General features: G+C 63.3%; 10 protein-coding genes. 4 read left to right on the top strand and 6 right to left on the bottom strand.

Going from position 1 to position 12,740, the window contains the following annotated elements; genetic code table 11:
- Window positions 1–17: 17 nt before the first annotated feature.
- Together F3J24_RS03805 and F3J24_RS03810 are read right to left on the bottom strand one after the other, a co-directional pair.
- On the bottom strand, window positions 18–1,892 hold the full coding sequence (locus F3J24_RS03805) for a hypothetical protein (protein ID WP_205244593.1): 1,875 nt from the start codon (window positions 1,890–1,892) through the stop codon (window positions 18–20).
- A 129-nt stretch (window positions 1,893–2,021) separates the two neighbouring features.
- Window positions 2,022–2,726, bottom strand: coding sequence for a YebC/PmpR family DNA-binding transcriptional regulator (locus F3J24_RS03810; RefSeq protein WP_167002829.1), 705 nt, complete (start codon window positions 2,724–2,726; stop codon window positions 2,022–2,024).
- A gap of 188 nt (window positions 2,727–2,914) precedes the next feature.
- Here F3J24_RS03810 and F3J24_RS03815 point away from each other — a divergent pair, with 188 nt between their 5' ends.
- A complete protein-coding gene (locus F3J24_RS03815) occupies window positions 2,915–4,057 on the top strand; it encodes a PQQ-dependent sugar dehydrogenase (RefSeq protein ID WP_167002831.1) in 1,143 nt (380 codons plus the stop codon).
- Between the two features lie 33 nt (window positions 4,058–4,090).
- Here F3J24_RS03815 and F3J24_RS03820 read toward each other — a convergent pair whose 3' ends face one another.
- Entirely contained in the window at window positions 4,091–4,516 is a 426-nt protein-coding gene (locus F3J24_RS03820; RefSeq protein ID WP_167002833.1) for a virulence factor MviN, read from the bottom strand.
- 247 nt (window positions 4,517–4,763) lie between these two features.
- Window positions 4,764–6,938: an autotransporter-associated beta strand repeat-containing protein gene (locus tag F3J24_RS03825; protein WP_167002835.1), complete on the bottom strand. Its 2,175-nt coding sequence runs from the start codon at window positions 6,936–6,938 to the stop codon at window positions 4,764–4,766.
- 333 nt (window positions 6,939–7,271) lie between these two features.
- Between F3J24_RS03825 and F3J24_RS03830 the strand changes: the two genes are divergently transcribed.
- Together F3J24_RS03830 and F3J24_RS03835 are read left to right on the top strand one after the other, a co-directional pair.
- The gene (locus F3J24_RS03830) at window positions 7,272–8,501 is read left to right on the top strand and encodes a nucleoside recognition domain-containing protein (RefSeq protein WP_167002837.1); all 1,230 of its coding nucleotides are present in this window, start codon (window positions 7,272–7,274) and stop codon (window positions 8,499–8,501) included.
- 62 nt (window positions 8,502–8,563) lie between these two features.
- A complete protein-coding gene (locus tag F3J24_RS03835; protein WP_167002839.1) occupies window positions 8,564–9,181 on the top strand; it encodes an N-methyl-D-aspartate receptor NMDAR2C subunit in 618 nt (205 codons plus the stop codon).
- Between the two features lie 6 nt (window positions 9,182–9,187).
- Here F3J24_RS03835 and F3J24_RS03840 read toward each other — a convergent pair whose 3' ends face one another.
- The gene (locus F3J24_RS03840; RefSeq protein ID WP_167002841.1) at window positions 9,188–9,841 is read right to left on the bottom strand and encodes a flavin reductase family protein; all 654 of its coding nucleotides are present in this window, start codon (window positions 9,839–9,841) and stop codon (window positions 9,188–9,190) included.
- Window positions 9,842–10,158: 317 nt separating this feature from the next.
- Here F3J24_RS03840 and F3J24_RS03845 point away from each other — a divergent pair, with 317 nt between their 5' ends.
- The gene (locus F3J24_RS03845; protein WP_167002842.1) at window positions 10,159–11,181 is read left to right on the top strand and encodes an ABC transporter substrate-binding protein; all 1,023 of its coding nucleotides are present in this window, start codon (window positions 10,159–10,161) and stop codon (window positions 11,179–11,181) included.
- A 30-nt stretch (window positions 11,182–11,211) separates the two neighbouring features.
- On the opposite strand, the gene sbcB is transcribed toward F3J24_RS03845, so the two are convergent.
- Window positions 11,212–12,651, bottom strand: a complete 1,440-nt coding sequence (gene sbcB, locus F3J24_RS03850) for an exodeoxyribonuclease I (RefSeq protein ID WP_167002844.1) — start codon at window positions 12,649–12,651, stop codon at window positions 11,212–11,214.
- Window positions 12,652–12,740: the final 89 nt, after the last annotated feature.

Consider the following 12,740-nt stretch of genomic DNA (forward strand, 5'->3'; position numbering starts at 1 on the left):
CATCGATAGTTAAAAAGCTACCAGCTCAGCGCCTGGGCCAGCTGTTCGGCCCGGGTTTGCTCGCGCAAGCCAGCCACCGAGGCGCGCAGGATAGCGCGGCTTTCGCCCTGGTCGACAATCCAGAAGACGACACGCTTGATGGGGGTTGCGCCCGGCCGGCTCTCCTGCGGGCTCACTTCAAACGTCCATTGGCGGCCTTCAGGCCGGCGGTCCCTGGAGCGCGTCTGTGCAGTGAAGTTGCTCTTCTTCAAGCTCCCCGCCTTCAAGCGAAACTGCTTTTCCAGCGCTGTGCGCAATAGCTTCTCCTGCGCATCGTCGGACTCGGGGATCTTCAGCCCTGTGGTCAGGCCCAGCAGCTGTCCGGTCATCAGATCGCGGTACATCACGCGCTGCGAATCCCTGGGCTCCTGCAGATGAAAGCCCGCCGCACGCATGGGCAGCACCATGCCGGTTTGCCGATTTTCCAGGTCGGCCACCTTCGGGTCCCGGGCCTGCACCCAGATGTTCTGCAGCCCGCCGGCATTGCGCAGGTACTGGCGCATCAGTCGCGCGGCATCGGCGTCGCGACCCTGCTGCGCCGCCAGCTCGGCCCCGTATTGCTGGGCCAGGTCCACCAGCTCGGACTCCAGCCTGAACAGGCTGACATAGGGCCAGGCCTGCAGTGCCCGATCCAGATAGCGGCCAGCCTCGGCTTGCTGACCGGCCTTGAAGGCCGAGATGCCAGCCACTGTATTCAGGCGCGCCAGCTCGGCAGGGAACTGTGCATCGGCCAAGGCCGCGCGGGCCAGTTGACCAGCCCTGGACCAGTCGTCATCGACCCGCCAGGCATGGCTCACCTCGCGCTCCTGGCGCGGTAGCTCAGGCGGCAGTTCGGGCGCTTTGGGCCATTGCATGGCCTGCCACAGCTGGGGCAGCTGCTGCAGTGCGCTGTCACGCTCGCTGTCCATTTGCTCGGCGTGCAGGCTCAGTTTCCAGTTGCCGCGCACCAGCCCCCAGTCCAGATGCAGGATGTCGGGCCTCCCCTCCTCTCTCTTCTCGCGGCTGGCCTGCTGGCTTTGCACGACATCAGTGAACGGCAGGGCCGGCAGCCTCAGCCCAGGCTCTGGCGTCTGCTCGCTGGCAAAAATGCCACGTTCCTGCTGCAACGACTTCTGCCTGGCTGCTGCATCCATGTCTTTCAGACCATCGTCATAGCCGAGCCGCATGCGGACCCGCAGGCGCCTGCCATCGGGTTTCAGGTAGACGTACTCCAGATTCGCGACCTCTTTGCGATCCCTGGCCGGCTCCAGCTGGACCAGTACCCAGCGCCCCTGCACCAGCGGCACGCTGAGCTGAGCGGCCTGGTAGTGCAGTTGCTGGTCTGCCGTATTCCACTGCCACAGCGGCTCAAAAGCCTTGGACTCCTGCTTAAGCGCCAGCAGATAGCGAGCCAGTGCGTCCTGATCGCCGGCCATCATCGCGGCCGTCAGACCGCGCTGTATCAACGCCTGCATCTGCCCGCTGACCGGGTCGTAGCCGTCGACTGCGGCCAGAGCCATCATCTGGTCGGTCAGCAACACGGCCTGCCCGTACTGCCCTTGCTGATAGAGCAAGGCGTAGAGCAAACCCGATGCATCGAGCTGCTCGTATGGATTGCCGCGCGGCAGCGTCATGTCCAGCAGCTTGCGCGCCTGGGAGATGGCCTCGTCCCAGCGCCTGGCCTGTGCTGCCTCGACCACGGCACGGCGCAACCTGAAAAAAGGCGAATCCTGTTCGGCGGGCGAGTCCGCCTGTCCGGCACCCGTCGTCTGCCTGGCAGGCTCGGCCGCCTGCGGCGCAGGGCCCGCCAGCAGCAAGGCCACCGCCACGGCGGTCAGGGAAACAGGCGCGGGAATGCGAGGCAAAAACAACATGAAGTCGGTCCACAAGACAGTTCAGCAGACTTGCAGTATAGAAAGCGGCTGCCCGCGCGCGGGCCCGGGACGACTCAGGACAAAAAAAGAGCGGCCCAGGGCCGCTCTTTTTGCCAGACGGCAATGGCTTCAGTCCACCAGACCCGCGTAGACATGCTGCACGTCATCGTCGTTTTCCAGACCGGCCAGGAATTCCTGCACTTCTTCCTGCTGCTCGGCAGACAGGCTACCCATGCTGATGGGGTTCTTGGCCTTGTAGCCCAGCTTGACCGACAGCACCTTGATGCCTTGCGCGGGCAAAGCCTTGCTCACGGCGTCCAGATCGGCAATATCGGTAATGAACAGGGTGGTGCCTTCTTCTTCGCCAGCTTCGAAGTCTTGCGCGCCAGCTTCGATGGCAGCCATTTCGACGTCGGCGCCGTTTTCAGGCTCGCCTTCGATCATGCCCACATGGTCGAAATCCCAGGCCACGGCGCTCATCTGGCCCTTGCGGAAGCAGACACGCATATTGGGAGCCGTGCGATTGGGATTGTCGGTCAGACACTCCACCATCACGGGCACGCGATGGGGGGCATAGCCTTCAAACAGCACGCTGGAATAGTTCACGGCGTCGGCGCCAACGCCGGCACCCTTCTTGATGGCACGATCCAGCGTGTCCTTGGGCATGGAAGCCTTGCGGGCCGCTTCCACCGCCATGCGCAGACGCGAATTGGCTGCAGGATCACCGCCGCCCAGGCGCGCAGCAACCATGATTTCCTTGACCAGCTTGCCAAACAGCTTACCCTTGGCATCGGCGACCAGCGCCTTGCCCTTTGCTTTCCATTGCGCGCCCATGGCTGCGTTCCTTGTTGAATATGGTCCAAGCCTGCGTTGTGCACACACAGGCCGCTCGCCAAACTGCGGCGAGCAAAAGCCGGATTTATACACCTGCGCGCAATCTTTTGTTGGCAAACTGCATCAAGCCCGGGTCATAAGCACAGGCAAACAGCGCATTGCCACCCAGCCACCCAAGAGGAGAAAACATGCATCGCACCACCATTCAAGCCCTGAGTTGCAGCGTGCTGGCCCTGCTCGGTTCGCAGGTTCTGGCTGCCGCCGAGCTGGGCACGCAAACCGTGGCGACGGGACTGGAGCACCCCTGGGCATTGGCTTTTTTGCCGGACGGACGCTATCTGGTGACAGAGCGCCCTGGCCGCATGCGCATTGTTGAGGCAGGGGGCAGGCTCAACGCCCCTCTCAAAGGCCTTCCCGCCATCGCCGCCACCGGGCAAGGCGGCCTGCTGGACCTGGTGCTGGACAGCGACTTTGCCAGCAACCGCCAGCTCTATTTCTGCTTCTCGGAGCCGGGGCAGGGACCAGACCGGGGCAAGAACAGCACGGCCATGGCCAAGGCCCGGCTTTCCGCCGACGCCGGCTCGCTGGAAAACGTGCAGATTCTGTTCAGCCAGCGTCCCAAGATCGATTCGGCCCTGCACTTCGGTTGCCGCATCGTGGAACGCAAGGTGAACGGCAAACCCGATGGCTCGCTGTTTCTGACGCTTGGAGAGCGCTACAAGGCCATGCAGGAAGCACAGAATCTGCAGACCCATCTCGGCAAGATCGTGCGCGTCAACAAGGATGGCAGCGTGCCTCGCGACAACCCCTTTGCGGGCAAGCCCGATGCGCTGGCCGAGATCTGGAGCTATGGCCACCGCAACAGCCAGGGTGCCGCACTGGGGGCAGGAGACGAGCTCTGGATGACGGAACATGGCCCGCAGGGCGGCGACGAACTCAACCGCATCGAGCCGGGCAAGAATTACGGCTGGCCCGTCATCACCTATGGCGAAAACTATGGGGGCGGCAAGATTGGCGCCGGCATCACCGAAAAGACAGGCATGGAGCAACCCCGGCATTACTGGGTACCGTCCATCGCAACTTCGGGACTCACCTATCTGAGCAGCGAGCGCTATGGCGTGGCCTGGAAAGGCTCGTTCATCACGGGTGCGCTCAAAGCCATGCAACTGCAGCGCCTGCAGATTGCCGATGGCAAGGTCACCGCCACCGAAGTGTTGCTGCCGCGTCTGAGCCAGCGCGTACGCGATGTGCGCCAGGGGCCGGACGGCCTGCTGTACCTGCTCACCGATTCATCCGATGGCCAATTGCTGCGCGTGCTGGCAAAGCCCTGAGCAGCCCTCGCCTCCCTGCAGCTGCGGCGACGCTCAGCACAGCACAGCCCGTCGCCGCAGCCAGTACAGATAAGCCACAATGGCCGACCAGAACAAGGCCTCGGCAAGCCAGAAGCCGATGGACAACGCATCGATACGGCTGCCCAGCCTGGAGACATACCAGGACATGGCGCCCTGGCTGGCAATGCCAAGAGCCACATAAAGAGCGCCCACCAACACCGCTGCGCGATTTCGAGTCCACAGCAGCCACACCAGCGTGAAGCACAAAGCCGAGTTCAGCGCCAGCAGGGCCTGCAGCAACAGCGCCCACCAGGCTCGTCCTGAAGAGTGCCAGCCGTCGGAAAAATCCGCCTCCAGCAGCATCCAGCCGCTCATCAGGCCCAGAATTCCGAACAGGCACATCAGCAGCGACAGGCCTTTGCCGTACGGCTGCTCCCAAAGCGTCTTCGTTGTTTTCATCAATGCAAGGCTTCCCATCTGATCCTGCGAATCGGCGTGACCGCCGACATCCTACTGCGGGCGGCTGCCAGCTTCGCGGTCCAGGGCGAAGCGGCGGTGCTCAAAGACGCCCATGCTCAGGTCTGGCGATATCTGACCGTCGAGGACTGGCAGTGAGAGCCTGCATAAACCCCCGACACAATCAGGCCCCTGAAAGCAAAAAAGCCTGCACGGACGAACCGCGCAGGCCTTTGACTGGCAAACCGGCTCAGCTGGCCAGCGTGATGGTCACCTTGGTATCGCCATAGCTCACGGTGGATTTGGCAAAGCCATCCACAGCAACGCTATCGAACCTGTTGTGCACGCCCTTGGCGGTGAGCACCACGATCTGGTCCCCGGCCTTGGGAACGTAGCCCTGGGTAAAGCTCACCTTCAGCGCACCGGCCAGCGCTGCGTGCTCGTTCACCACCAGCGCACCGGCGCTGCTTGCGGACAGCGCCAGATTCAGCGTACCGGATTTCTGGGTGTAGCTGCTTGCCACATTGACCTGGAGGCCGTTGGTGGCCAGCGTGCCACCATCGACATAGACTGCCCCCTTGCCCATCGCGGACGAAGAGTCGGCGCGCAATGTGCCCGCAGCAATGACGGTGCCACCGCTGTAGGTATTGGCACCTGTCAATGCCAGCGTGCCGTCTCCGCGCTTGGTCAGCTTGCCGCCGCCGCTGATGTCGTTGCGCCAGCGATCAAAGGAGCAGAAACCCGAGACGCAGAAGCCGTCGGTACGGTTGTTCATGGTGACGCTGACGTCGGCCTCAAACCGGCCATAGCCGCTGGCCGCATCGAACAGGTTCAGGCGACCAAAGCCTTCCTCGTCGTCCAGCACCGGATAGCCGGAATCGATGGCAGTGGTTTTGAGCACTGCGCGTCGCTGATCGGCACTCAGATAGGGGAAACGGGTCTCCAGCAGAGTTTCCATGCCCTTTGGCACGACGGCAGGCTTGCCTGCCTTGGCGCTGTCCTTGGCAAAGCCAAATGTCAGGCGGCGCAGATAATCGGCTCTGGCGGCCTGGAAATCCGCAAAGCGGTCTTCGCTGACATTGGCCGAGTGGGCAATATTCCAAAGCTCGACCCCGGTCTTCGCGCCGACCTTGGTCCGCAACTGATCCTGGGCCTGCTGGAAAACAACCGCGCGCTGGGCTTCGGTATAGGCCAGGCCGCGATCCCCGGCACCTTTGAGGAATGGCATCCAGACGGAGGAGCCAAGCATGCGTCCGCCCATGACGCCCAATGCCGAGTGCATGCCTGCGCGGATGCGGTTCTCTCCGGCCTCCAGTCCACGAGCGACCGCTTCATGGAAGCGCTGCGGTGCCACATAAGCGACGGCCATGGAGTAGCGCACGAATTCGGCGGTGTGGCCGCTGGGGAAATCGGAATCCTGCTGTGCTTTCGTCTGGGCTGCCGCCGCGTCATCGCCTGCCGCGCGGCGCGACAGCAGCTCGGGCAGCACCTTGACCACCGGAAGGCTGCTGTCTGCTGCGGACCAGCGATAGGGACGGGCAAACTTGTAGAAGCCCTTGGGCCCGTTGTCCGAAGCAATGTTGCCCACCGTGGCATTGTCCACAAACTGCAGCACCGCGCCGAATTCGGGATTGGTCTGCGTGCTGGTGTCGCCCCATCCCGATTTGGGATTCTTCGCCAGATCGTCCCAGGCCTGGCCCAGCGGGCCCAGCGAGCCGCCCATGACGGTGCGAGTGACCTTGTTGCCGGTGTCGTCCAGCTTGATATCTTCCTTCTGCGCATCGGTGTAGCTGGTCTGCGTGGTCAGCTTGGATGAATACGCCATGTTCTGCAGGAACAGGTCGTTCCTCTTGACCGATCCCGTAGTCCCGGCCGTTGGCGCCTGACCTGGCGTGCCATTGGTGTTGTCGGCAGTCAGCACATGCCAGACGCCATTCCAGCTGGTCAGGGCGAACGCATCACAGGCTTCCTTGCCGGCGACGTTCTTGTCCGGCGTGGTCGCACCGGCGGCAAAGATGCCTGCATAGTCGGAGGCCTTGAAGCCGTTCATCTTCCTCTCGGAAGGCTCCCAGATGTCGAGAAAGCCCGACAGAATGCGCAGCGTGCTATTGGTTGTGTGATCGGCGTAGCAGGAGTTGTTGCCGTCGGCCGTTGCATCGTGTCTGCCGGAGTTGTAGACCGTTGCATCTTCCCGGTACTTGGGCACATCCGTGCGCGACGCAGGCATGCTGGTGGCGGCTTGCGGGGTGGTGTTGAATGTCTCCGTGCCCAGTCCTGCGGGCGGGCCGGGGATGACATAGCCTTCGGCGGTCTCTTCGCCCCCCCCGCCGCCACCGCATGCTGCCAGGGTCAGGAGAGTTGCCAGGGCGACGGCGCGGAGCGCGAAGTTTGTCCTGGACGCCGAAAAATGAACGGAAGTTTGCATACGCTAACGGATCTCTATGGGCGAAAGCTCGCCATGTTCAAGACCAACTATGAAACCCTCGTGACATAACAAGTCGGTACGGTACGGTTATTGCCCTATTGCGGCTTGTGCCGGTTGCTACCTGAACTGGCCGCAACCGGCGTGCCACGCAAGGTTCGAGCGACTGCGGCTGCGGGCAGCCATTGACCTTCTGCAGCTGCCGGACTCAGGCCGGAGCAGCGCCCTATTCTTCTCGCAAACTGGCCTTCGCATCTGAGACGGATAGCGGGCATCCAGCACGATTTCCCCCTGGTTTCGCGCCACAATCGGCAGCAGTACAGAACAGGCGCTCATATGCTCAATGCCTTGTGGCTCGGTTTTTTCTTGGTGGCGGCCGTAGCGGCGCTCGCGCAATGGTTGCTGGGCGGTCAGGCCCAGGTGTTCTCGGCCATGGTGCAAGCCCTGTTTGCCATGGCCAGGCTGTCGGTCGAAGTGATGGTGCTGCTGTTTGGCACGCTCACGCTGTGGCTGGGCTTTCTGCGCATTGCAGAAAAAGCGGGAGTGGTCGAATGGCTGGCAAAAATGCTGGGCCCGCTGTTTGCCAAGCTCATGCCCGAGGTACCGCGCGGTCACCCTGCACTCGGTTTGATCACGCTGAACTTTGCCGCCAACGGCCTGGGGCTGGACAACGCGGCCACGCCCATGGGCCTCAAGGCCATGCGGGCGCTGCAGGAGCTGAATCCGCAGCCCGACACCGCGACCAATGCGCAGATTCTGTTTCTCGTGCTCAATGCCTCGTCGCTGACGCTGCTGCCGGTCACCATCTTCATGTACCGCATGCAGCAGGGTGCGGCCGATCCGACGCTGGTCTTCCTGCCGATTCTGCTGGCCACTTCCGCCTCCACGCTGGTAGGCCTGTTCAGCGTCGCACTCGTGCAGCGGCTGCCTCTGTTCAGTCCCGTGGTGCTGGCCTATCTGCTGCCCGTAGGGCTGGCACTGGCAGCCTTCATGGCCTTTCTGGCCACGCTCAGCGCGGCAGCGCTGGCCCAGCTTTCCGCGCTCATGGGCAATCTCACGCTGTTTGCGCTGATCGTGCTGTTCGTGGGTCTGGGCGCATTGCGCAAGGTGGCCGTGTACGACAGCTTTATCGAGGGCGCCAAGGAGGGCTTTGATGTAGCCAGGAATCTGCTGCCCTATCTGGTCGCCATGCTTTGCGCCGTGGGCGTGTTCCGTGCCTCGGGGGCTCTGGAATATGCGCTGTCGGCCATCCGCTGGACGGTGGACGTTTTGGGCATGGATGCCCGCTTCGTCGACGCCCTGCCCACGGCGCTGGTCAAGCCCTTTTCCGGCAGCGCGGCGCGCGCCATGCTGATCGAGACCATGCAAAGCCAGGGCGTGGACAGTTTTGCAGCTCTGGCTGCAGCCACGATTCAGGGCAGCACCGAAACCACGTTCTACGTGCTGGCCGTGTACTTTGGTGCCGTGGGCATTCAGCGCGCGCGCCATGCCGTGCCCTGCGCGCTGGTGGCCGAACTGGCCGGCGTGGTCGCGGCCATCGTGGTTTGCTATCAGTTTTTTGGATAAATCCCTGAACTGGCGCTCGTTGCGAGCCGTTTTGCATCAGATCATTCAGAGAGAGCAAAGCCATGGACACTGCAGCTTCACTGTTCCAAGCCTCCTGGCAGCGCACATGGCAGGCCCTGGGGCTGACGCCGCCCGCAGATCTGCTGCAACGGCTGCTCGCAGCCTGGGCCGAACCCCAGCGCCACTATCACACCCAGCAGCATCTGGCCGAATGCCTGGGCCAACTCGACTGCGTCTGGTCACAGGCGCAGCGGCCCGGCGAAGTGGCTGTGGCACTCTGGTTTCACGATGCCGTCTACGACATCAAGGCCAGCGACAACGAGTTGCGAAGCGCCGACTGGGCGGCGCAGGCACTGCAGGACAGTGGCGCGCCCGAGGCCTGCTGGCGCCGGGTGCATGAGCTGATCATGGCAACCTGCCACACCGCCACGCCCACGCAGGCCGATGCCAGGTTACTGGTCGATATCGATCTGGCGATTCTGGGTGCCGACCCCGTACGTTTTGCCGAATACGACCGCCAGGTCGCCGCCGAATATGCCTGGGTGCCGCGTCTGGTCTATGGCTTCAAGCGCAGGCAGGTGCTGCGCGGCTTTCTGGACCAGGCCTTCATCTATGCCACGCCGCACTTTCGGCAACTGCTGGAGGCCCAGGCCCGCAGCAATCTGCAGCGGATCACCTGAACAGGTCTACATCTCGTCAATGACCGTGCTGGCCGTGGCGCTCAGCGCGGGCGCCCGGCCCTCATGGGCCTCGACGGCAAAGCGGTCGCGGCAGTTGACATAGAAGCTCGCCCCGAAACGCCCCACGGGGAAGAACTCCTGCAGACGCACCCGCCATTTCTCGGTGTCGACCAGCCCTTCGCGCACGGCCAGCCATTGGACGCGGCCGATGAAGACATAGCGGCTCTCGGTCTCCAGCGTCTCGTGCAACACGCATTCAAAGGCCACCGGCGCCTGGGCAATGCGCGGCGGCTGCACGCTCTGCGACGGAGTCGCTGTCAGGCCGGTGTGCTGCAGCTCGCTGTGCTCGGGCGGCAGGCTGTCGCCGCAGCGGTGCATGGCAGCGGCCATGGCCTCGTCGGTGATGTGCACCACGAACTCGCCCGTGCGCAGGATATTGGTGGCCGTGTCCTTCTGCGCCACATCCTGGCGCTTGTTGACGCTGAGCATGACCACCGGCGGGTCCTCGCCCATCATGTTGAACATGCTGAAAGGCGCCGCATTCACCGTGCCATCGACCCCCAGCGTGGTCACGAGTGCGATCGGGCGCGGCACGATCAGGCTGGCCATCAGCTTGTAGCGGGCATAGGTGTCCAGTTGCGCAAAATCAATTTCGGTCATTGCAGTCTCTCCCGGCCCTTGCGGCCGCTCTCGCCCTGGCGGCGGATCTGGTATGGATTCGATAGCAGGCTGCGCAATCAGCAGCAGCCCTGAATCTGCACAGGACTGCAATATTCATGCCGGCCCCTCCAGCTGACCCGCACTCGATCTGCGCACGGTCACGCACCAGCGCAGACGCCCCATGCACCAGAGCCGGACATGCAGGTCCGGCACGCACCGTCGCAGTGCCCTCTCCAGAGTTCACGCTTTGTATACACATTGGCATCGATCTTGCGCACAGGCAGCAGTCCCTTCGCCATCGATAACCAAGGAGTCATATGCGCAAACGAACCTTTCTTCAGGCCGCCACGGCCGCTGCAGCCCTGAGCTGGGGAGCTGCCCAGGCGGCGGACACGCCGCTCAAGTTCCAGCTGGACTGGCGCTTCGAAGGACCTGCAGCCCTGTTTGTCCACCCCGAGCAAAAAGGCTATTTCAAACAGGCCGGTCTGGATGTGAATGTGGAGGCCGCCAGCGGCGCAGGCGCCATCCAGCGCGTGGCCTCAGGCACCCATGATCTGGGCTTTGCCGACCTCGCCGCGCTGATGGAATTTCACGCCAACAACCCCGACGCGCCCATCAAGCCCGTGGCAATCATGGTGATCTACAACACCACACCGGCCTCGGTGATGGCACTCAGGAAGTCAGGCATCACCAAGGCCGCCGACCTGACGGGCAAGAAAATGGGAGCCCCCATCTTTGACGCCGGCCGCCGCACCTTCCCCATCTTCGCCCAGGCCAATGGCGTGGGCGAGGTGCAATGGAGCACCATGGAGCCGCAGCTGCGCGAAACCATGCTGGCGCGTGGCGACCTGGATGCCGTCACCGGCTACACCTTCACCAGCCTGCTCAATCTGGAAGCCCGCGGCATCAAGCGCGAGGATGTGGTGGTCCTGCCGTACGCCACCCATGGCGTTCAGCTCTATGGCAATGTGATCATCGCCAGCCCCAGGCTGATTGCCGAAAAGCCGGAAGCCGTGCGCGCCTTCCTCAAGGCCTTTGCGCGGGGTGCCAGGGAAGGGATTGCCAATCCCGAAGCCGCCATTGCATCCATGAAAGCCAAGGATGGACTGGTCAACGTGGCGCAGGAGGTCAAACGCCTGAAGCTGACGATCGAAACCGCCATCGACAGCAAGGGGGCGCGCGAAGAAGGCTTTGGCCAGTTGCGCACCGAGCGTCTGGCCAGGATGGCCGAGCAGGTCGCCAAGGCCTATGCCACCAAGAACCCGGTACCGGCCAACGCCGTATGGAACGGCAGCTTCCTGCCCACCGCAGCAGAGCTGGATATCCTGCCCAAACGCTAGACCTGCATTGAGTCAGCCACCGCCGAGGCCTCAGGCCTCGGGCACCATGGCGTCGGCATAGTCGTAGAGCTCGCCCAGAATTTCCTCGGCGCGCTCGTCGGCGGTCTCGGACAGGCTGTCGATCATGGCGAACATCTGCTCCGCCGTGCGCGCCCCTCCCTGGCCTTCGATCAGGCAGGCAGCGCGGTGCTGCTCCCAGCGCTGCTGCTCGCCGGCGTCCAGAGTCTGCGGGAAATTGCGCGCACGGTAGCGCCAGACCAGCTCGGTCAGGCGTGCGTCATCAAAGCCGGTCTTGTCCAGCGCCAGCTCCTGGGGCGAGAGGCGCTTGATGCGCTCCAGGCGGCGGCGGTCCTCGTTGCCTACAAAGCCGCCATACAGATCCTGGTCGGCATCCAGCGGCTCACCTGCCTCGCGCGTGAAGACGGCCTTCCATTGCGCGCTCATGTCCGGCAGGTCGCGGGCCATCGCCGCATGCTGCATCGCCAGCTCCATGTCCACGCCCCATTTTTCGGCCATGGCCGGGCTCAGGGTCTTGAGGCTGCCCACCACCATGGGCGACTTGTTGACGTGGATGCTCTTAATGGGCAGACGGCTCACGCCCTCGGGCAGCTCGGCCCGGCGCGTGAACAGACGCAGGCGCAGGTCCTCGATGCTGATGCCCGAAAGCTCGCTCGGGTCGGCCGCCAGATCCCAGCAAATGACTTCGTTCTTGTTCGTGGGGTGGGTGGCCAACGGCCACATCACGGCCAGGCAGCCACGCGCGGGGCTGATCATGCCAGTCACATGCAGAAAGGGACGCGCGTGCTCCTGCGTGGCGGGCAAGCCCATCTCACGCAGAGCGCCGTCCTTCTTGTGCAAACTAAAGGCAAAGTCAAACAGGCGTGGCTGCTTTTCGCGGATCAGCCGGGCCAGGGCAATCGTGGCGCGCACATCACTCAGCGCATCGTGGGCCTGCTCGTGCAGCAGGCCATTGGCGCGGGCCAGGTCCTCGAGTTTGAAACTGGGCGTGCCGTCTTCCTTGGTCGGCCAGTGAATGCCGTCGGGACGCAGCGCATAGACCATGCGCACCACATCCAGCAAATCCCAGCGGCCGCAGCCGTTTTGCCACTCGCGCGCATAGGGGTCGGTGAGATTGCGCCAGAACATGAAGCGCGTGATCTCGTCGTCGAATCGGATCGTGTTGTAGCCCACGCCCACGGTACCGGCCTGGGCCAGCTCGGCCTCGATCAGCGCTGCAAACTCATGCTCGGCAACGCCTTCCTGCAGTGCGCGCTGGGGCGTGATGCCCGTGATCAGACAGGATTGCGGGTCGGGCAGATAGTCATTGGCCGGCTGGCAGTACCACATCACGGGCTCGCCGATTTCGTTGAGCTGGTCATCCGTGCGTATGCCCGCAAACTGCGCGGGACGGTCATAGCGCGGCTGGGCGCCAAAGGTTTCGTAGTCGTGCCAGAAGAAGGTATGAGCCATGGGCCCGAAGTATGCCTGCGAACCGGCACAGCTGAGGGCTCAGTCCCATCAACTTAAAGCCTTTTTGGCACTTATCCCTTATGAATAAA

This window comes from Comamonas sp. Tr-654 (genome assembly GCF_011752915.1).
Lineage (GTDB): Bacteria > Pseudomonadota > Gammaproteobacteria > Burkholderiales > Burkholderiaceae_C > Comamonas.

Coding starts and splice junctions, on each gene's coding strand:
- F3J24_RS03805 (WP_205244593.1), bottom strand. CDS start 1,892: ATGTTGTTTTTGCCTCGCATTCCCGCGCCTGTTTCCCTGACCGCCGTG.
- F3J24_RS03825 (WP_167002835.1), bottom strand. CDS start 6,938: ATGCAAACTTCCGTTCATTTTTCGGCGTCCAGGACAAACTTCGCGCTC.
- F3J24_RS03810 (WP_167002829.1), bottom strand. CDS start 2,726: ATGGGCGCGCAATGGAAAGCAAAGGGCAAGGCGCTGGTCGCCGATGCC.
- F3J24_RS03845 (WP_167002842.1), top strand. CDS start 10,159: ATGCGCAAACGAACCTTTCTTCAGGCCGCCACGGCCGCTGCAGCCCTG.
- F3J24_RS03815 (WP_167002831.1), top strand. CDS start 2,915: ATGCATCGCACCACCATTCAAGCCCTGAGTTGCAGCGTGCTGGCCCTG.
- F3J24_RS03830 (WP_167002837.1), top strand. CDS start 7,272: ATGCTCAATGCCTTGTGGCTCGGTTTTTTCTTGGTGGCGGCCGTAGCG.
- F3J24_RS03820 (WP_167002833.1), bottom strand. CDS start 4,516: ATGAAAACAACGAAGACGCTTTGGGAGCAGCCGTACGGCAAAGGCCTG.
- F3J24_RS03835 (WP_167002839.1), top strand. CDS start 8,564: ATGGACACTGCAGCTTCACTGTTCCAAGCCTCCTGGCAGCGCACATGG.
- F3J24_RS03840 (WP_167002841.1), bottom strand. CDS start 9,841: ATGACCGAAATTGATTTTGCGCAACTGGACACCTATGCCCGCTACAAG.
- sbcB (WP_167002844.1), bottom strand. CDS start 12,651: ATGGCTCATACCTTCTTCTGGCACGACTACGAAACCTTTGGCGCCCAG.